The 18,806-nt window shown below is 71.7% G+C and carries 17 protein-coding genes and 2 tRNA genes; 1 reads left to right on the top strand and 18 read right to left on the bottom strand.

Translation table 11 applies throughout. The features are described 5' to 3' along the window. From IRZ18_03720 to IRZ18_03670, 11 genes are all read right to left on the bottom strand, one after another. Nucleotides 1-518 (bottom strand): substrate-binding domain-containing protein (locus IRZ18_03720; GenBank protein MBX5476214.1); only part of this gene is annotated, 518 nt, incomplete at its 3' end. Beyond that, entirely contained in the window at nt 515-1,720 is a 1,206-nt protein-coding gene (locus IRZ18_03715; protein MBX5476213.1) for a M20/M25/M40 family metallo-hydrolase, read from the bottom strand. The genes IRZ18_03715 and IRZ18_03720, both read right to left, overlap by 4 nt. A 70-nt stretch (nt 1,721-1,790) precedes the next feature. Next, the gene (locus IRZ18_03710; protein MBX5476212.1) at nt 1,791-2,477 is read right to left on the bottom strand and encodes a hypothetical protein; all 687 of its coding nucleotides are present in this window, start codon (nt 2,475-2,477) and stop codon (nt 1,791-1,793) included. 45 nt (nt 2,478-2,522) lie between these two features. After that, a complete protein-coding gene (locus IRZ18_03705; protein MBX5476211.1) occupies nt 2,523-3,362 on the bottom strand; it encodes an MBL fold metallo-hydrolase in 840 nt (279 codons plus the stop codon). 176 nt (nt 3,363-3,538) lie between these two features. Continuing rightward, a complete protein-coding gene (locus tag IRZ18_03700; GenBank protein ID MBX5476210.1) occupies nt 3,539-3,691 on the bottom strand; it encodes a hypothetical protein in 153 nt (50 codons plus the stop codon). Nucleotides 3,692-3,707: 16 nt separating this feature from the next. Then, complete coding sequence (locus IRZ18_03695) at nt 3,708-4,757, bottom strand: DUF3048 domain-containing protein (protein MBX5476209.1); 1,050 nt, start codon at nt 4,755-4,757, stop codon at nt 3,708-3,710. Continuing rightward, the gene (gene kynU, locus IRZ18_03690; GenBank protein MBX5476208.1) at nt 4,754-6,025 is read right to left on the bottom strand and encodes a kynureninase; all 1,272 of its coding nucleotides are present in this window, start codon (nt 6,023-6,025) and stop codon (nt 4,754-4,756) included. Before kynU ends, IRZ18_03695 begins: the two co-directional genes overlap by 4 nt. Nucleotides 6,026-6,036: 11 nt before the next feature. Next, entirely contained in the window at nt 6,037-6,420 is a 384-nt protein-coding gene (locus IRZ18_03685) for a hypothetical protein (protein ID MBX5476207.1), read from the bottom strand. Continuing rightward, nucleotides 6,417-9,209: a penicillin acylase family protein gene (locus tag IRZ18_03680; protein MBX5476206.1), complete on the bottom strand. Its 2,793-nt coding sequence runs from the start codon at nt 9,207-9,209 to the stop codon at nt 6,417-6,419. The genes IRZ18_03685 and IRZ18_03680 overlap by 4 nt, the downstream gene beginning before the upstream one ends. Nucleotides 9,210-9,323: 114 nt before the next feature. Then, nucleotides 9,324-10,793 (bottom strand): MFS transporter, encoded by a 1,470-nt coding sequence (locus IRZ18_03675; GenBank protein MBX5476205.1) that lies wholly within the window; start codon nt 10,791-10,793, stop codon nt 9,324-9,326. A 174-nt stretch (nt 10,794-10,967) separates the two neighbouring features. Then, nucleotides 10,968-11,459, bottom strand: a complete 492-nt coding sequence (locus IRZ18_03670; GenBank protein MBX5476204.1) for a hypothetical protein — start codon at nt 11,457-11,459, stop codon at nt 10,968-10,970. 195 nt (nt 11,460-11,654) lie between these two features. Between IRZ18_03670 and IRZ18_03665 the strand changes: the two genes are divergently transcribed. Further along, nucleotides 11,655-13,520, top strand: coding sequence for an APC family permease (locus tag IRZ18_03665; GenBank protein MBX5476203.1), 1,866 nt, complete (start codon nt 11,655-11,657; stop codon nt 13,518-13,520). Between the two features lie 59 nt (nt 13,521-13,579). Here IRZ18_03665 and IRZ18_03660 read toward each other — a convergent pair. From IRZ18_03660 to polA, 7 genes are all read right to left on the bottom strand, one after another. Continuing rightward, a tRNA-Leu gene (locus tag IRZ18_03660) sits at nt 13,580-13,664 on the bottom strand. Between the two features lie 7 nt (nt 13,665-13,671). Further along, a tRNA-Leu gene (locus IRZ18_03655) sits at nt 13,672-13,759 on the bottom strand. A gap of 94 nt (nt 13,760-13,853) precedes the next feature. Continuing rightward, a complete protein-coding gene (locus IRZ18_03650) occupies nt 13,854-14,414 on the bottom strand; it encodes a lytic transglycosylase domain-containing protein (GenBank protein ID MBX5476202.1) in 561 nt (186 codons plus the stop codon). Nucleotides 14,415-14,481: 67 nt separating this feature from the next. Next, nucleotides 14,482-15,096 carry a dephospho-CoA kinase gene (locus IRZ18_03645; GenBank protein ID MBX5476201.1) on the bottom strand — a complete coding sequence of 205 codons (615 nt, stop codon included), beginning with the start codon at nt 15,094-15,096 and terminating at the stop codon, nt 14,482-14,484. Between the two features lie 67 nt (nt 15,097-15,163). Beyond that, nucleotides 15,164-15,766: a sporulation membrane protein YtaF gene (gene ytaF, locus IRZ18_03640; GenBank protein MBX5476200.1), complete on the bottom strand. Its 603-nt coding sequence runs from the start codon at nt 15,764-15,766 to the stop codon at nt 15,164-15,166. Between the two features lie 52 nt (nt 15,767-15,818). Then, nucleotides 15,819-16,757, bottom strand: coding sequence for a bifunctional DNA-formamidopyrimidine glycosylase/DNA-(apurinic or apyrimidinic site) lyase (gene mutM, locus IRZ18_03635; protein ID MBX5476199.1), 939 nt, complete (start codon nt 16,755-16,757; stop codon nt 15,819-15,821). A 97-nt stretch (nt 16,758-16,854) separates the two neighbouring features. Then, nucleotides 16,855-18,594: a DNA polymerase I gene (gene polA / locus IRZ18_03630; GenBank protein ID MBX5476198.1), complete on the bottom strand. Its 1,740-nt coding sequence runs from the start codon at nt 18,592-18,594 to the stop codon at nt 16,855-16,857. Between the last annotated feature and the right edge of the window lie 212 nt (nt 18,595-18,806).

Below are 18,806 nucleotides of genomic sequence, written 5' to 3'. Positions count from 1 at the left end.
GCGAGCGCCGGGGGCGCGCCCTGGCGCGCCGCCAGCCGCAGCGCGACGAGCCAGCGCGCGCCCTTCGGGTCGACGGCCGGGTCGGTGCGCCCGAAGCGGACCCCTGGCGCGAGGAGCGGCGCGTACCACGGCACCTCGCCCCGCGCGGCCCGCTCGAACGATGGCGCGCGCGGCCCCTCCGGCGCATAGGCGATGACCAGCTCGTTCGCCAGGAACGCCACGTGCCAGGCGAACGGGCGGCCGTCCCCCACCTCCGCGTCGACGGCGGCCGGATCCGCGCCCAGCCACAGGTCGGGGCGCTTCACCCCGTCCTCGAGCAGCCGCAGATTCTCGTACGTGCCCCCGCCCTCGCCTTGCACGCGCAGCCCGAGCCGTGCGGCCGCCGGCACGACGTCCGTCTCCACCGGACCGACCAGCGAGCCGGCGTACAGCACGTCGACATCCTCCGGGCGGGCCTGCGGGCTGCGCCCGCCGTGGACCGCGCACCCCGAGACAAGCACGCCGGCGGCGAGGATCATCGCGCCGAGGATCGCGGCCCGCCCGCGCGCGCCTCGGCGCGCGGCGGGTTGACGACGACGCGCAGATACTCCCAAAGGAATTCCTCCGCAAACGCGAGCAGGTGGCGATCGACGCGCCCCAGCGTGTCCGTCGGCCAATGGTAGTTCGGGATCGCCCCGCCGCGGCCGATGCCCACGAACGTGATGACGCGGAACCCTCGTGCCGCGAGCGGCAGCGCGTCCGTGGGCAGGACCAGGTTGCGCCAGGGCCCCACGCGGTCGGGGGCGCGGTGCATGGAAAGCACGCGTGCGGCGGACAGCAGGTGCGTATCGTACGGATAGTACCGCAAGAGGCCCTCGCCGGTGAGAAAGCGCAGCTGGCCGCCGCCGATGTTGTCCAGGTTGACGATCAACGTCTCCCTGGGGTCGAGCGCGGCGGCGTGGTGACGAAGGAACGCCTTGGCCCCGCGCTCCCCGACCTCCTCCGCGCCCGTCAGCACCACCCACAGCGGGCGGGCGCTCGGCGGGTCGTCTCGCCAGCGCTCCGCGAGGGCCAGGGCCAGGGCGACGCCGCTGCCGTTGTCGTTCGCTCCGGGCACGTCGACGCCGCGCCACCCTCCCCATGCGAGGAGGGCCGCGAACACGAGAAGCACGACGGCGCACACCCGCGCCACCGGCGCGGGCCAGCCGGCCGCGGGCGAGAGGGCGTGGGCGCCGAGGGCCGCCGTGGCGCCGCCCAGCGCCGCGTACGCCAGGCCGAAAATGGCGGGCAACCATGGCACGAGGCGCGGGTGGAAGAGCCATGACGCCTTTTGCGTGTCGTAGTGGGCCATGAGGACGAGCGGCGAACGCTCAAGCGACGGGTCTCCCGGCCAGACCGCCACGACGTTCTGGGAAGGGGAACGCGGCAGGATGAGGTCGAAGTCGACGGCGAGCGACCCGAGCAACTCCCCCACGAGGATGGCCAGGAAGACGATCTGGACGGCCAAACCCCACCAGGGGTGCGACCAGGCGAGCGTGCAGGCCAGGCCGGCGGCGATCGTGACGAGGGCCGGCCCGCGGTACAGGGTGTCGCGCGGGGCGGAAAACGGTTCGACGCGGACATCCGCCCCGGTTTCGCGCAGCCGGTCGGCGAGCCGCCGCGCCGCCTCCGCCTCCAGCCGCGTCGTCGAGCCGCGATGGGGCAAGCGGCAGAGGTCGACCAGGTGGTCCCACGCGGCCATCGAACGACCTCCCAACGAGTGCCATGTCCATGGTACCCACGGGAGACCTGAGGCGAAAGGACCGGGCCTGCTACCGGATGTCGGCCGGCGATCGGAACAGCACGCGCTGGGCGTAGGCCCGCCCGCCGCCCATGACCTGCAGCGTCTCGCCGGGCGCCTCCTCGTACGCCGGCGACCAGCCTTCACCGGTCGGCACGACGGCTTCGACGCCCACGAGCACGCCCGCGTGGTCGACCAGCGCGCGCAGGCCGTGGCCCGGCCACCCCCACCGGACGCCGATCCCCGGCGCGAACGGGGCGAGCGCGCGCGCCTGCCGCCACGCGGCGTTGTGAGCGCGGACCGATTCCCACCGCGGCGCGGCCGTCGGCGGCAGGTTCAGGCGCCAATCCGGGACCGGAGGCTCGGCGCCCACGCCGTCGGGCAGCCGCAGGCGCACGGCCCGGACGGCGTCGCCCTTGACCAGGAACTCGATCGCGGCGCGGTCGCCCAGGCCCCACCAGTTCCCTTCCGACACCGCCTGCACGACATGGTACGCGGAGAGGGCCGGATCCCGGGCGCGCATGCCCTCCCAGGAGATCGAGCCGGGCGAGGCGCCGCCCCTGGACGCCAGCACGCCGGGTTTGCCGCGAGGATTCGCCTGGCCGCAGGCGACCGCGGTCGCGCCCAGCGCGGCCAGGAGCACGAGGAGCAGCGCCGCCGCGCGCGCCCGCGATCCCCGCCGCCTTCGCGCCGGAGCGGGCCCGCGGTGATCCGCCACCGCCACCACCCCTTCGCGGGGTAGTCTTGTCCAACGCTGGAGGATTCATGAAAGGAGGAACCACGCGCGCCCCGGCCCTTCCGCGACGCGGCCCTCGCCCCGCAGCTTCTGAAGGTGGGCGAGCACGGTGGCTTCGGCGAACGGGCGCAGGCGCTCGTCCAGGCTGTCGCCGTAGATCTCGCGGGCGATCTCCGGCACGGCGCGCCGGCCCGCGGCGAGCGCGGCCAGCACCTGGGCCTCCCTCTCCTGCCGGTGGCGGAGCACCTCCCGGATGGCCGCCTGCGGTCGCTCGATGACCGGGCCGTGACCCGGCGCGGCGCGTTCCGCGCCGAGAGCCAGAATTCGCTCCAGGCTGCGGAGGTACTCGCGCAAGTCGCCTTCAGGAGGGATGATGGCCACCGTGCCGACACCGGCCAGCAGATCCCCGGCGAGCAGCGTGCGGTCTTCGGCGCACCAGCCGGCCAGGTGGCCGGGCGCGTGGCCGGGCGTGAGGAGAACCTGGAGCGTGGTCCCGCCGGCGGGGATGGCGTCCCCGTCGAGAAGGGGCGGCCCCCAGAGGAGGCTCGGGTAGACGTGCCGCACGCGTTCCTCGACGATCGGATGCGCGCGCACCGGCGCGCCCAGAGCAGCCTGGAAGCGGTCCAGCCCTTCCACGTGATCCGGGTGCGCGTGGCTCAAGACGATCGCCTCGACGCGCGGCGCGCCGCAGTCCGCAAGCGCCGCACGGACGTCGTCGAGCCCCGCGGGTGCAGCGGCGCCGGCGTCCCACACCACCGCCCCGTCCCTCGAACCGATCACGTACACGTTCGTGTGGTCCGCGGGCGGGAGCGTCCGGGACGCCAACGGCACGCGCCAGACGTGGGCCGAGACGCGTTCGTGCGCCATGGCTCCATGGTACGCCTGAAACGCAACGGGGGCCACCCCGTCCGGAGCGGCCCCCACGTGCCCCGTGGGAATCGAACCCACCGCGACGAGTGCCGGTCACCCGCCGCCACCCTGAAGGGCGTTGCACTCAACGAAGGCGGATTTCGACGCGGGGCTGCGAGTTTCCTCGCGCGTCCCTAAGATTCCTTGTCCTGATGCAGGCGCCGGATCTCGCCCTCCACCAGGGCCTGGCACGCGTCGCAATAGCCGCTGGACTGGGAGCGGTTCTCCGGCGTCAGCTCCACCCCGCACCGCTGGCAGCGAGGCTTCTTCGTCTCTTCCTGCGCCACGTGCGACCACCTCTCCTTACGGCAGAACGTTCACGTCATCCGCCGCCGGCACGACCTCGATCCAGAGCGACCCGGCCGTCAGCCCCGCCGTCCGGCCGTCCTCGTCCTTGAACTCGATCCCCGACGGAGTGAAGCGCATCGTCCCGGCCGTGACTTTCCCGTTGCGGAAGAGCCATGCCTTGCCGGCCTTCTCCCACTGCACGTCGATCGCGCCCACCGTCCACGGGTCGGGGTTGGAGCGCACCGGCGCCACCACCACGATCACGTTGTCCGCGGCGATGGGGGACCCGTCCGCCGTCTCGTCCGCCTTGCCGCCCACCTCGCGCTGCCAGCGGCCGTCCGCGCCGCCCCGCCAGGCGACGGTGTCTCCGCCAGGGAACTTGACCTCGACGCCGGACGCGGCCTCGCCATCGGCCGCCGGGCCCAGCGGCAGCGAGGGCGCGGTCGCCTGAAGGCCCCGCGCGGCCAGCACCTTCTCGATCCGATCGGGCGTCGTGTACATGTTGTGCGGCGCCTTGCGGCTGGCGTCGCGGTAGAAGGCGCCCCCGTTGGTGTAGATGGCGTCGATGTCGTACTTCGCGTGCGCCTTCCAGTCGGCGAGCGCGTCCCGGTTGCCGCCCGCGTGCGCCACGGCCAACCCCCACAGGTGGCTCAGCCGGTTGAAGTAGATGCGCGCCGAACGGACGGGGCCGATGGGCTCGCCCGGATCCTTGTCGAACACGGCGAAGTAGCGCGTGATCCCGCCTTCCGCGAGCATCTCCACGACGATCGCCGCCTTGTCCAGGCCGGACTGCGGGCGCGCGTGACGTTCATTGTCGATGATCGCGGCGAACGGGACGAAGGGCGCGGATTCCGAAGTGACCGTCTCGCTGCCTCTGCCTCCTGCCGGCCCCTCGCTGACCGCCTCGGAAGCCTGGCCGGTCTCAGAGGACGGCGCCGGCACGGACGCGTGCGGCTTTCTCGCGCAGCCCGAGAGCAGCAGCGCGGCCAACAGCGTGGCCGCCCACAGGGCACGGGCCGGCGAGCGACGGCGGTTCCCTGTCGTCACAGCGTTCAACTCCCTCACGCGACCGCATCCCGCTCGGAGGGGAAGGCGCGCCACGCTTCCGTCGTCATGATGTCCCGCAAGCGCATGACGGCATCCCAGATCTCGCGGAAGGACGTGTAGAGGGGCGACGGAGCGAGCCGGACGATGTCGGGCACGCGAAAGTCGGGCACGACGCCCGCGGCCTTCAGCGCCTTCGCGATGCGCACCGCCTGCGGGTGGGCGAGCGCCACGTGTCCCCCGCGACGCGCCGGGTCTCGCGGCGTGGCGAGCTCGAAGCCGAACTCGCGCAGATGCGCGTCCGCGAGCGCGATCAGGTACTCCGTCTGGCGCAGCGACTTCTCCCGGACGCGGTCGATCCCGGCGTCGAGCGCGACCCGCAGCGCCCCTTCGAGCGGCGCGGTGCTCAGCATCGGGATCGTGCCGATCTGCCACGCTCCGGCGTGCGGCGCGGGGATGAAGTCCGGCGTCATGTCGAACTGCCGGTCCTTGCGCGACCCCCACCACCCGGCTAGCGCCGGCCTCCGGCCGAAATGGCGCCGGTTGACGTAGAGCGCGGCCGTCGCCCCCGGACCGCCGTTGAGATATTTGTACGTGCACCAGAACGCGAAATCGACGTCCCACTCGTCCAGCCGGTGGGGCATGACGCCCGCGCTGTGGCAGAGGTCGAACCCGGCCAGCGCTCCGGCGCGGTGCGCGGCACGCGTCAGACGGGCGACATCCAGCAGCTGGCCGCTCGTGTAGTACACGCTGGGCAGAAGAAGCAGCGCGACATCGCGGTCCAAGGCCGCTTCGACGTCCGCCTCTTCGATCGTGCGGCCGTCCCGCGAGGGCACCCAGCGGATGGCCTCCGCGGGGTCAAGCCCGCGCTCCGCCACGATGGCCTCAAGCGCGTACTGGTCCGACGGGAAGTTGAGCCGGTCGGCGACGATCACGAAGCGCTCGCGGGTCGGCCGGTAGAACGTCCGCACCAGCTGGTGCAGGTTGACGGTCGTGGACCCCGTGACGACGACCTCCTCCGCCGCCGCGCCCATGAGTTCCGCCATCATGGCGCCGAGGCGCTCGCCGGTCTCGAACCAGGCCGGCTGTGCGCGCGTCCAGCCGTCGACGGCGAGGCGCTTCCACTCGTCCAACACCCGCAGGAGCGACGCCTCCGCGTCCCGCGAAAGGAGCCCCAACGAGTTCCCGTCCAGGTAGATGACGCCGTCGGGGACGTAGAAACGGGAACGAAACCCGGCGAGCGGGTCGACACGATCCAACTCCACGGCTTGGGACCAGGTCGCGTCCAATGGAAACCTCCTCAATTCAGCCGGCGCGATGCTTCACCGCGAGCGGCCGCTGCGGCGAGCGCGTGGGCAGCCGCGGCCGCCGCGCATCCCGAGGCCAGCGCGGCCACCAGGCCCGGCAGGACGAAGAACGCGGCGCCGGCCGCGGTAGGCAGCCCGGCGAGCGCGGCGACCACTTGCGCCTGCTCGTAGCCGCGCCAGAACAGCAGCCGCCACACGTCCGCCACCGCCCACGCGAGCAGCGTGCCGAGCGACGTGTCCAGGAACGGGCGGCCGCCCGCGCGGGATGCCGCCCCCGCGACCAACCCGGCCACCGGCGCAGCCCACCACAGTCCGATCAGGAGCCCGCCGAGCGTCAGCGCGAACGCCAGGGGTCCTGTCCAGGCGGATTTCATCACCTTGCGCCCCCTCCCGCAGGTTCCAAGGTGTACGCGCGCCGGACCCAACCGCCGGCTTCGCCGGGCGTCGCGGGGAACGGCAGCGTCTTGTACCGGTACGCTCGCCAGAGCGGCAGCTGGTCGTCGTAGTGCGCGCTGGACGGGTCCCAGGACTGCCCGCCGGGGTACACGCCCCAGGACGAGCTCCAATCGGCGAGATTCGCGATCATGCGCCAGCTCGGCCCGTGCGTCGACGGCTCGCCTCCCGCGGCGTTGGGCGTGAAGGCGTCTCCGTCCGCCGGGAACGGGCCGCGTGCCAGCGCGGGCGCCTGGAGCAACGACTCGACGAGCCGGTGATGCAGTTCGCCCCAGCGCCACGCGCCCGGATCCGGCCCCAGCCGCTGCTTGAGATCCTTGACCGCGTCCTCAAGGGCCTGCACCATCACCTGTTCCCGCGTCCGGTGCAACCCCTTGACGGGATCGTCGAACCACGACTCCCGCGCGCCGCCCGGATGATCCAGCGCCTGGTACTCGGGCGAGTCGACGGGCGCCGTCGTCAGGACCTCCAGCGCCTGGTCCAGCGGCGCGAAGTTGGGACGCAACTCCAGTCCCGGCACCTTGTCGAGCCCGGTCTTCGCCCACCACGGCCCGAACGTGTCCTTCACGTAATGGTCGAGAAAGACCCACCAGATGGCCGGCGCCGCCTCGTCCTTGTCCATCACGCCATCCCACCGGGCGAGCAGGTCGGCCGCCGTTTTCACGTCGGCGGGCACGTCGCCCGCGGCGCGAACAGCCCGGACGAGGGCCGGCACCACGCGCTGCGCCATGGCGTCGCGGTTGGAGGTTTGCAATTCCGCCATCTTCTCCTGCGTCAGCGGGCGGTTCGCCGGGTCGGCGAGGAACGCGTCGATGGTGTCGGCGCGGTAGCCCTCGGCGAAAAAGTTGTCCGTCGTTCCGATGTAGTACGGGTACCCCGGGCCGACCTCCCGCTGGTTCGCGGTGAACGCGTAGTGCCAAGCAGGGTTGTGCACCTGCGGAACCCGCTCGTAGGGGATCAGCCCGATCCAGTCGGCCTCGCCGGTCCCCGGGAGCAGAAGCCACGGTTTGGCGTCGCCGGCGATGAGGGGGTAGTAGCCGGCGGAGATGATGCCGATGTCCCCCTGCCGCGTGGCGTAGGCGAAGTTCTGCGTCGGGCTGCCCCACTCCCGCAACGCCGCCCTCACGTCCGAGGCGCTCTTGGCCCGCATGAGCCGGTCGATCGCGACGAAGTCGTGCGAGTCAAGGTTGCCGGTGTAGGCCATGGACACCGTCAGCCCATGAAGCGGCGGCACGCCCGGCAACTCGCTCAACACCGGACCGTGCACCGTCCACGGGATGTCCAGATGCTTCGTGGCGCCGCCCTTGACCCTGATGTCCACCGCGTAGTGGGAGAACTTCACCCATCGGCCCTTGTACAGGTAGGCATCCGGATGCTGCGGGCTCACGACCTCGGAGTAGAAGAAGGTCTGCTGGTTCTCCGTGTTCGTGAGGCTCCACGCGACGTCGCGGTTGTGGCCGATCACGACCCCCGGCGTCCCCGGAATGCTGACGCCGTAGACGTCGAGGTCCGGCGCGTTCAGGTGCACCTCGTACCAGATGGCGGGCAGGGTCAGGGCGAGGTGCGGGTCGCCGGCCAGGTACGGCTTGCCGGTATCCGTGAGCGTCCCGTCGACAACCCAGTTGTTGCTGTTGCCGGGGTGTTGGAAGATCGCCGTGGCGAGCGGTCCCGCCGCCCCGGACACCACTCTCAGGAAACCGGCCAGCGCGTCCGCGAAGTCGGCGGGCGATGCGGCCGCGCCTCCGATCTCGGCACCGGCGCCGCCCGAAACGGGGGCGCCTCCGGCGCGAGCGACCTGAGCGGCAGCCGCCGGCCCGGGCCAGCCCGGCCGCGGCGCGCCCGCGGCGGTCTGGGGTTCGCCCCCGCCGACCGCGCCGCCGACCCCGGCCCCGGGACCGAAGTCCAGCGCGCGTGCCCGTAGGGTCGCCGCGTCCACGGGCGCGTCCTGCGGATACGGGCCCGGATCGTACGGGTGCTGCTCGTTGACCGGCAATTCCGGGAACAGGGCGCCGGCGCGGGCGCTTCCCAGCTTTGCCTCCGCGACCACGCGCGCCAGCGGCTGCATGGAGAGGGCGAGATCCTCCGTCATGATGCCCTGGACGACGAGCGAATCGACCGGCGTCCACGGCTCCGGCACGTAACCGAGCAGGCGGAAGGGCGCAGGCAGCGCGTGCGTCCGCCGCGCCTCCTCAAGCCAGGCATTCACGCCGTCGGCGTAGGCTTGAAGATGCGCGTACACCTCTGGATACTCGGCCTTCAGCGTCCGCGCCTCCGCCTCGGCCGTGCGCCGGAGACCGAGCGTCAGCTGCAGCGCGTCCGAAGGCACAAGGCTTTCGCCGAGGATCTCCGCCAGCCGCCCGGACCCGCTGCGCCGCATGAGGTCCATCTGCACCATGCGGTTGCGGGCCACCAGGTAGCCCTGGGCGAAGAAGACGTCGTGATCGTTCTGTGCGAAGATGTGCGGCACCGCGTAGGCATCCTCGCGGACGGCGACCGGCGCCTGCAGGCCCGGCAGGGCGAGCTTCTCCGGCATGTCGCGCGAGACTCCGGCGAAAACGCCGGTGACCGGGTTGAACGTCGGCCCGAGCGCAGGCAGGGGGCCGATCGGCAGGGCGAGCGGCACGGTGAAGGCCGCTGCCAGGAGGATGCTGACCGCCGCCTTGACAAGCGCGCCGCGCGAGCGGCGGGCGCGCGATGACGCTCCCGTTGACAAGGACAGACCTCCCCGGCGCCGAGTGTGCGGGCTTGCCGACACCCTCCACGAGGGACGGGCGCGCCCGAAAGGATTCGCCGCCGGGGGGCCAAGTCCTATCCTCCGCCCGGGCGGTTACACCCGGATCCGCTCCACCCGCGCGGGGATCCACGTCACGAACCAGAAGGCCAGCGCCGCGGCCACCACCGTCACCGCGAACACGTGGTGCACGCCGGAGTAGAGCGCCGCCCGCACGTAGGCGAGCGCCTCCGGCGACGCGCCGGTTGAGGCGCGTTCCATGAGAGTCGACGCCACGTCGGTCGTCGCCGGCAGCTGCGTGCGGAGAAGGCCCGGCGCCGTCGCCAGCGCCCTCGCCAGCGTCGCGTTGACGATGCCGCCGTACAGGGACGCGCCCACGGCGCTGCCGAGCATGCGCATGAACGTCACCGCGCCCGTCGCCATCCCGCGCTGCTGCCATTCGACGGCCGCCTGCACGGCGACGAGCACGGACGTGGTCGCCAGCCCCAGTCCGGCGCCCATGGCGAAGCAGCCCAGCGCGACGTGCGCGACGGAACTCGCCGGGCGCACCAGCAGGAGAACCGCGCCGGCCGCCGCGCAGAGGACGGTCCCGATCTGGGCCGTGCGGCGGAAGCCAAGGCGCAGGTAGAGGCGCCCCGACACGCTCGAGGCGAGCGGCCAGCCGATCGACATCATCCCGAGGGTGAACCCGGCCACGAGGGGCGTCGCGCCGAGCACGCCCTGGACGAACGTCGGGATGAACGAGCTCAACCCCACCACGATCATGCCGAGCACGACGTTGCTGAAGTTGGCGCCGGCGAGCATCGGCTGCCGGAACGCGCCGAGCGGCAGCACCGGCTCCGACGCGCGTCGCTCCACCAGGACGAACAGCGCCAGAACCGCCACGGCCGCACCGAAGACGGCGACGCGCGCCCACACCCCGCCACCCCAGGGCCGGCCGGTCTCAAGAAACCCCCAGATGAGAAGGCCGACGCCCACGGCGAGGAGCGCCGCGCCAGGGACGTCGATCCGGTGCGCGCGCGACGCGACGCGCTCGTGCAGAAACCGGACGATGGTCCACGCCGCGAGGGCTCCGATGGGCACGTTCACCAGGAACACCCATCGCCATGAGGCGTACTGCACGAACAGGCCGCCCACGGCTGGCGCGACCACCGCGGAGATGCCCCACACGCTGCTGACGTACCCCTGGATCCGCGCCCGCTCTTCCACGCTGAACAAGTCACCGACGATCGTCATCGTGATGGGGAGCACGGCGCCCGCCCCGATCCCCTGAAGCCCTCGAAACACGATCAGCGCGATCATGCTCCACGAGAACCCGCAGAGCACGGAACCGAGCACGAACGCGGCGATGCCGAACAGAAGCACGGGCTTTCGCCCGTAGAGGTCGGCCAGCTTGCCGTAAATGGGAATGGTCACGGCCTGCGACAGCAGGTAGAGGGAGAACAGCCACGGGAAGAGGGCGAACCCGCCGAGCTCGGCGACGATCGAGGGGCTGGCCGTGGCGACGATCGTCCCGTCCATCGCCGCGAGCGCCGTGCTCAGCATGAGGCCCGCCAAGACCCACATGCGTCCGTGCGTCTTCGATGATGCGGCTTCGCCTTGCGTCACTCGCCGACACCCCGCTCCTGAGCGTCCTGAACCCAGCCCCGAAGGGCGCAAGCAGGGGCCCCTCGACGGGACCCCTGACCGTTCTTAAGCGCACCTGGCGTGCTTCCGGTCGCGGCGGCTTCGCCGCGACGCTTACGCGAGGAAATGAGCCTGGATGGTCTGCGCGATGAGATTGCTGACGCGGTACCGCCCGCGCGTCAGGCGGAGCACCTCGCCGGACTTCACCGCGGCGTGCACGACCTGGGACGGATGGTTGATCGTCAGCTCCTGCGCCTCCAGGAGCTTGTTCACGTCGCGGATGCGGAACGTGCGGTCCCGGCTGTGCAGCTGGACGTAGTAGCCGGCCCAGAGCAGCTTCATGCGCTCCGTCTTCTTCTCCGGCATCTTCGCGATCCAGTCGCGGAAGGCCTCAGGGAGACGCACCCGCGTGGCGGAATACTCCTCCGCGTCCGCCGGGAATTCCTCGTCGCCCTCCGCTTCAGGAGCCGCCGCCGCGCCGCTCAGAAGGCGGGCCAGGCTGGCCAGCCGGCCGACTTCAGCCTGGATGAACTCGTCCGAACCCTCGATTTCAATCTCGTTGCCGCCCAGGTTAAGACGAAGCCGCGCCCGTGCCGAGTCTGTCACGATGATCGCACCCCTTTGTAGGTGAATGCTTACTGATCACCATGATTACGGAAGAATACATCGCTGTCCAGGGGTCATTTCAATTTTGTTCAGCGCTGTTGAACACCCGTGGGGGGCGGAGCGGCGCCCTGGTCGTGGCCGTCCGCCCTGCGGCAGGGAACAATTCGCCTTGACTGGCCGTGCCGACGGACTAGAATGGCCTGCGTAAGCGGAAGTGGTCAACCCGTGTGGCGGCTGCTTAAGCGACTTCTCATCGGCAGGCCTCTGCCGACCTGGGCCCAGGAATCCGAGCGCATCGGAATCGCCCGCGCCCTGGCGGTGCTGTCCGCCGACGCCCTGTCGTCCGTCGCCTACGCAACCGAGGAGACTCTGATCGTCCTCGTCGCGGCGGGATTCACGCAGACGACGGTCGTGCTGCCGATCTCGCTGGCCATCATCGGCCTTCTCGCGCTGCTCGCCCTCTCCTACCGTCAGGTGATTTTTGCCTATCCATCCGGCGGCGGGGCCTACGTGGTCGCCCGGGACAACCTCGGCACGACGGCGAGCCTGGTCGCGGCCGCCGCGCTGCTGGTCGACTACACCTTGACGGTCGCCGTGAGCATTTCGTCGGGCGTCGACGCGCTCATCTCCGCCGTCGGGACGCTGGCGCCGTATCGGGTCGACGTCGCCCTGCTCATCGTCTTCGCCGTCATGATCATCAACCTGCGGGGCGTGCGGGAATCGGGGTTCGTCTTCGCCGTTCCGACGTACCTGTTCATCGCCATGCTGGCCGTGACGATCCTCGTCGACCTGACGCACCACTCCCCCCGGCACGTGTCGCCGGTCACCGGTTTCGCCGCGGTGCACACGATGAGCTGGTTGTTGCTGTTCCGAGCGTTCAGCTCCGGGAGCACGGCGCTGACCGGGGTCGAGGCCATCAGCAACGGCGTGCCGCTCTTCCGCGAGCCGCAGGCGCGGAACGCAGCGCGCACGCTGACGCTCATGGCGATCATCCTCGGCTCGCTCTTCCTTGGAAGCAGCTACCTCGCCGTGCGCGACGGCATCCTGCCGCGGCCCGAGCAGACGGTGCTGTCGCAGCTCGGCCACGAGGCATTCGGCTCGGGGTTCGCCTACTACCTCCTACAAACCGCGACGATCCTGATCCTGTCGCTGGCGGCGAACACCAGCTTCAACGGGTTCCCCATCCTCGCCTCCATCCTGGCGCGCGACGGCTACCTGCCCCGGCAACTGACGCACCGCGGGGACCGGCTCGGGTACAGCAACGGCATCGTGATCCTCGCCATGCTGGCGGCCCTGCTTCTCGTGGCGTTCCACGCCCGCACCACGAAGTTGATCCCCCTCTACGCCATTGGCGTGTTCATCTCGTTCACACTCTCGCAGGCGGGCCTCGTCAAGCGATGGCTCACCCGGAGGGAAGGCCGGTGGCGGCAGGCGCTGGTGATCAACGGCGTGGGCGCCGCCGCGACGCTGCTCGTCCTCGTCGTCTTCACGGTGGGCAAGTTTTTCGAGGGCGCGTGGATCGTCGTGGTCGTCATCCCGCTGCTCGTGCTGATGTTCATGTCGATCAAGCGGCACTACCTCCACGTGGCTCACCAGTTGAGCCTTCAGGGTTACCGCGATCCGCGCCGCATCGTCAACAAGGTGATCGTGCCGGTGAGCGGGCTGACCCGACCCACCGCGTGGGCCCTGAAGTACGCCAAGACCCTGTCGCCGGACGTCACGGCGGTCCTGGTCGCGTCCGACGACGCCGAGGAAGAGCGGATGCGCGAAAAGTGGGCGCAGTGGGGCGTGACGGTGCCGCTTGTGGTGATCCGCTCGCCCTACCGGTCCGTGCTGGGCCCCCTCCTGGAGTATCTGGACCACTTGCAGAAGGTCGGGCCTGAAGAGGACCGTTCGGTCTACACCGTGGTGACGGTCGTGATCCCGGAATTCGTGCCCGAACGCTGGTGGCACGTCATCCTGCACAACCAGTTCGCGCTCGCGCTCAAGGCGGCGCTGCTCTTCAAGCCCGGCGTGCTCGTGACGAGCGTGCCCTACCACCTCAGTTACCGGCACGATTGACCGCACAAAAAATGAAAAGCGCCTGGACTCGCAGGCGCTGAAGCATTTCGGAAATGATCTGGTGCGGAAGGTGGGACTTGAACCCACACGGCTTTCGCCACACGCCCCTCAAACGTGCCTGTCTGCCAGTTCCAGCACTTCCGCACAAATTTGGTGCCGAAGGTGGGATTTGAACCCACACGAGCGCAAGGCTCACGGCGCCCTGAACACCGCGTGTCTGCCAGTTCCACCACTTCGGCAAAACTTTTCGCGTTCGCGCGCCCATCATGTTACCACGCGTCGCGCCGGCGCGCAATGCGAGCGTGCGCCCATCGCGCGATCGCGGCGCGCGTCCTACTCCCCGCGGTACAGCCACGCGTAGATGCGGTGCGCGCGGTGCACGCGTTCGAGGAAGCGGCGCGTCTCCAAGAACGGCACGCGCTCGGCGTGCTCGAACGTGCCGTCCCAAACGCCTTCGGCGAGCCACGAGCGCACGTTCCGCCGCCCGCCGTTGTACGCCGCCAGCGCGGCCGGCAGGCTGCCGTCGAACGCCGACCGCAGCTCCGCCAGGTACTGGGTGCCCAGCTGGACGTTGACGCGCGGGTCGAACAGCATGTCGTCATCGAACGACGCGTATCCGTCCTTCGCGGCGAGCTGCCGCGCCGTGTCCGGCATGAGCTGCATCAGCCCGCGCGCCCCGGGTGGACTCACGGCGTCGGGCCGGAAGCGCGATTCCGTACGGATCACGGCGGCGATGAGAAACGGGTCGAAGCCGTATTCGCGCGCCGCTTCCTCGATGATGTCGCGGTACGGAAACGGATACGCGGCGTACACGGCCAAGCGCGCCGCGAGAGCCGCGCCGACGAGCGCAAGGACGACCGCGACTGCCGTCCACCATCGGCGACGCCGCGTCATGAGGCGCCCCGCCTCGTCCGGGGACGCCGGATCCGGCGGAGCCGGGCGTGCTCTTGGCGCGAAGCGCTCATGCCGCTCCGCCGCCGATCTTCGCCAGCACCTCGCGCCAGGCGGCGGTGACGGCCGCCTTGAGCGACTCGACGTCGCCGTCGTTGAAGAACACCCGCGTGGCGCGCCGCAGGCGCTCCTCCCTCGGGAGCTGCGCGGCGACGCGCGCGCGCGCCTCTTCCCGACTGAGGCCGTCGCGCCGCACGAGCCGCTCCACCTGCGTCTCGACGGGGACGTCGATCACCCAGGACTCGTCGACGCGGCGGTCCCAACCGGATTCGAACAGCAATGGGATCTCCAGGACGGCGGCCGGGGCGCCGGCATCCTTCTGCCGTGCCAGCCACGCCTCGATCTCCGCGCCGACGGCCGGGTGGACGATCGCCTCCAACTCGCGGCGGCGGGCCTCGTCGGCGAAGACGAGGCGCCCCAGCGCCGCGCGGTCCAGGCGGCCGTCGGGCCGGACGACGGACGGCCCGAACGCACGCACGATCGCGTCGTACGCAGGCCGTCCGGGCTCGACGACTTCGCGCGCCAGCGCGTCGGCGTCCACGACCGGCGCGCCCGCGGCGCGCAGGGCGGCCGCCGCCGTGCTCTTCCCGCTGGCGATCCCGCCCGTCAACCCGATGAGATACACTCGCCCGACCCCCGAACGAGCTACAGGGTAGCACAGTCGGAAGCCGGGCGGCCAGTCGACGCCCGTTTCAGGCGAGTCGAGCCAGGCCGACGGCGATCAAGAGGACGGCCGGAAGGACGTCGAGCCGTGCGGCGACCGTCGAAAAGGCGTGCCGCCCCAGGAATCGTCCGCAGGCGACGAACGTGATCTGGGACGCTCCGACGAGCCATGGCAGCAGCGCCCCGCCCCACCCGCCGATGGCGGCGCCCAGCCCGGCGCCGAACGCGTCCATGGACAGCGCGAGTCCGAGGACCAGCGCCTCGCGCCAGTCAATCGTCCCCGAACGATCGGCGTCCGCCGCCTCGGGCGCGCGCCAGATCTGGATCACGCGGCTCGTGGAGCGAGGGCGCGTGTCCGAATCCGACGGCGCGCGGGACGCCCGCTGCTGCAAAAGGAACGTCACCCCGACGGCGATCAGCATCAGGCCGCCGAGACGGCCGGCCCACTCCGGCGGCAACCACGCGGCCAACCGCCCTCCAGCGGCCTGCGCCGCGGCCACAAGGAGCGTGGATGTCGCGCCGATGATCGCCAGACCGGCGACGTGGAGGCGAATCCGATGGACGCCGTAGGCGGCGCCGACGACGAGGCCGTCGAGGCTCACGGCGACCGCGATGAGGACGGCCGACAGCATCAATGCGCATCTCCCCCGCCCCGCCACGATATGGGCGCACGGGGGAGAACGGTTACCGTGACTGGCAGGCCGGGCAGTACGTCGTGCCGCGCCCGGCGACGACCGTCTTCTCAAGGGTCCGGCCGCAGCGGCGGCACGGCTGCCCGGCGCGGCCGTAGACGCGAAGGTGCGGCGCGTAACCGCCGGCTTGACCGGCGCCGTCGCGGTAATCGCGCAGCGTGGTGCCGCGGTGGTCGATCGCCTCGCGCAGAACGCGGCGCACGGCGCGATGGAGGCGAGCGACGTCCTCCTTCGCGAGCGAGGCCGCGGGCCGGGCCGGGTGCACGCGCGCCCGCCAGAGCGCCTCGTCCGCGTAGATGTTGCCGAGACCCGCGACGCTGTGCTGGTCGAGCAGCAACGCCTTGATCGGAGCCCGGCGGCCGGCCAGGATCTGCGCCCACCGCTCGGCCGTGAACGCGCGCGACAGCGGCTCCGGGCCGAGCCGGACGAGCGGCGGCGGACTCGCGCCTGGCCACAGCGCGACCCGCCCGAACTTGCGGACGTCGTTGAACATCAACACCCCGCCGTCATCGAAGAGGGCGGCCAGATGGGTATGCTGCGGAGGCCCCGCGGCCGCGAGGGCCGCCTCGCCGAGACCGGCCAGCCACGACGGGGCCTGCCACCCCAGCGCCAGCGCGCGGCCGCGCTGCGAGTGGATGCCGGGCGCGCCGCGCTCCACGCGGGGCGCGCGGCCGGACGGCGCCAGGTAGAGCAGCCGTCCCGTCATCCGCAGGTGTACGGCCAGCGTGTGGGGAGGATCCATCCGAAACAGGAGGTACTTGCCGCGGCGCGCCAGCCGCCGCACGCGCAGGCCGCGCACGGCCCGGGCGAACGCGTCCGGGTCGCCGTCCACCACGTGCGGCGAGAATACGTGGACCTCCGCGATCCGCCGCCCTTCGACCCACGGGGCCAGGGAGCGGCGCACCGTCTCCACCTCAGGCAGTTCCGGCATGACTCCTCCGTGGATGCGCCCGGTTCGCGGGGCACGCCGGGTCGCCGCGTCGCTTCGTCGGACGCTCGCGGCGGATCATGGCGCCGCGCACCGCGGGCTAGATCGGTCGCATGGCGTACCAGTTCGGCCCACACTTGGCCTCGGCCACAAGGGGCACGCGCAACCGGGCCGCGCCCGATAGGGCGTCGATCGCCAGGTCGCGCACCGCCTGCAGCTCCTCTTCCGGCACCTCGAAGATGAGCTCGTCGTGCACCTGCAGCACCATGCGGGCGCGCAGGCCCTGCTCGCGCAGGGCGCGGTCGGCCCGCAGCATCGCGACCTTGATCAGGTCCGCGGCCGTGCCCTGCAGCGGCGTGTTCATCGCGGTGCGCTCCGCGTACTGGCGGCGCGCGAAGTTGCGGGAGTGGATGTCGGGCAGGTGGCGGATGCGGCCGAACAGCGTGCGCACGTACCCGGCCTCGCGGGCCTGGCGGACCGTCTCGTCCAGGTACCGCTTGACGCCCGGGTAGCGCTCGAAGTACCGGGCGATGAACTCGTGCGCGGCTTCCCGCGAGATGCCGAGGTTGCGGCTGAGGCCGAAGTCGCTGATCCCGTACACGATGCCGAAGTTGACCGCCTTCGCCGCGCTGCGCATCTCCGGCGTGACCGCCTCCAGCGGCACCCCGAAGACTTCCGCGGCGGTCTGGCGATGGATGTCGGCGGCGTCGCGGAAGGCGGCCATCATGCCCTCGTCCTGCGAGAAGTGCGCCAGGAGGCGAAGCTCGATCTGGGAGTAGTCGACGGCGAGGAGGAGGTGGCCCGGCGGGGCGACGAACGCCTTGCGCAGTTGCCGGCCCATCTCCTCGCGCACGGGAATGTTCTGCAGGTTCGGATCGACGCTGGACAGCCGGCCCGTCGCCGCGACCGTCTGCGCGAGGGTGGTGTGAATGCGGCCCGTCGCCGGGTCGATCTGTTCGGCGAGGCCCTCCACGTAGGTCCCCCGAAGCTTCACGAGGCCGCGGTACTCCAGAACCCTGGCCGGCAGCGGGTGCTCGGCGGAGAGCGCCTCAAGAGTCTCCGCATCCGTGGAGTATCCCGTCTTCGTCTTGCGGAGCGGCGCGAGGCCGAGCCGCTCGAACAGGATCACGCCGAGTTGCTGAGTGGAGTTGATGTTGAACGGCCCGCCGGCGAGGTCGTAAATCTCCTGCTCGAGCTCCGCGATGCGCGCCGCGAACGTGCGCCCGAGCTCCTCCAGGGCCGCGCGGTCGACGCAGATGCCGGCCGCCTCCACTCGCGCCAGCACCGGCACGAGCGGCAGTTCCACGTCGTCGTACAGCCTCTCCAGCCCCATCGCCTGCAGTTCCGCGCGCAGCGGACCGACCAGGCGGTGGACGGCGTGCGCGCGGCGCGCCAGCGCGCGCAAGCGCGTGTCCGTGTCGCCGCCCGGCTCCAGCGGCGGGAGTTCTTCGCCGAGGCGGTGCCGGACGAGATCCTCGAGCGGGTACGTCGACCGGCCGGGGTCCAGGAGGTACGCGGCGAGCTCGGTATCGAAGGCCAAGCGGGGAACGGGCAACCCCGCATAAGCGGCGGCCGTCAGGAGCGGCTTGAGGCCGTGACCGATCGCTGGGCACGGCAGGTCCGCGAGGAGCGCCAGCGTCTCCGTCCGGCACGGGCCGGCCCACACGGGGCCCCCGCCGGCGGCGACGGCCAGCGCGGCCGGCGGCACGGGGTGCGTGTCGGGCCGGTCCGGAAGAAAGGCCACGGCCACGTGGTTCGCGTCGCGGAGCGATGCGAACGCCTCGCGCCACTCGCCGGCATCGGCGAGCACGCGCACGTCCACAGGCGCAGGGGATGCCACGGCAAGCGCCCCGGCCGCCGCGGCGGCCGGCCCGTCATCTGCGGACCCGGCTGCCGCCTTGAACTCGGCGCCGGCCGACCCGTCGCGGGCCGCATGTCCGGCGGGCCCGGCCGCGGCCGCCGCGGCCGCGGCGGTCGCGGTGGTCGCGGCGGCGGGCGCGCCCGCCACCGCGTCCCCCGCCCCCCCCCGCTCGCTACCCCCCCCCCCGCCCC

This window comes from Clostridia bacterium, assembly GCA_019683875.1.
In the GTDB taxonomy this organism is placed as follows: domain Bacteria; phylum Bacillota; class Sulfobacillia; order RBS10-35; family Bu92; genus Bu92.
Note: the sequence above shows the minus strand (reverse complement) of the source record. Positions and strands in the feature narration are given on the sequence as shown.

Excerpts from the sequence above, each read along its gene's own strand:
- IRZ18_03715 (MBX5476213.1), bottom strand. The coding sequence starts at position 1,720 with ATGGCCGCGTGGGACCACCTGGTCGACCTCTGCCGCTTGCCCCATCGC.
- IRZ18_03705 (MBX5476211.1), bottom strand. The coding sequence starts at position 3,362 with ATGGCGCACGAACGCGTCTCGGCCCACGTCTGGCGCGTGCCGTTGGCG.
- IRZ18_03675 (MBX5476205.1), bottom strand. The coding sequence starts at position 10,793 with ATGTGGGTCTTGGCGGGCCTCATGCTGAGCACGGCGCTCGCGGCGATG.
- IRZ18_03665 (MBX5476203.1), top strand. The coding sequence starts at position 11,655 with ATGGCCTGCGTAAGCGGAAGTGGTCAACCCGTGTGGCGGCTGCTTAAG.
- IRZ18_03650 (MBX5476202.1), bottom strand. The coding sequence starts at position 14,414 with ATGACGCGGCGTCGCCGATGGTGGACGGCAGTCGCGGTCGTCCTTGCG.
- ytaF (MBX5476200.1), bottom strand. The coding sequence starts at position 15,766 with ATGCTGTCGGCCGTCCTCATCGCGGTCGCCGTGAGCCTCGACGGCCTC.
- mutM (MBX5476199.1), bottom strand. The coding sequence starts at position 16,757 with ATGCCGGAACTGCCTGAGGTGGAGACGGTGCGCCGCTCCCTGGCCCCG.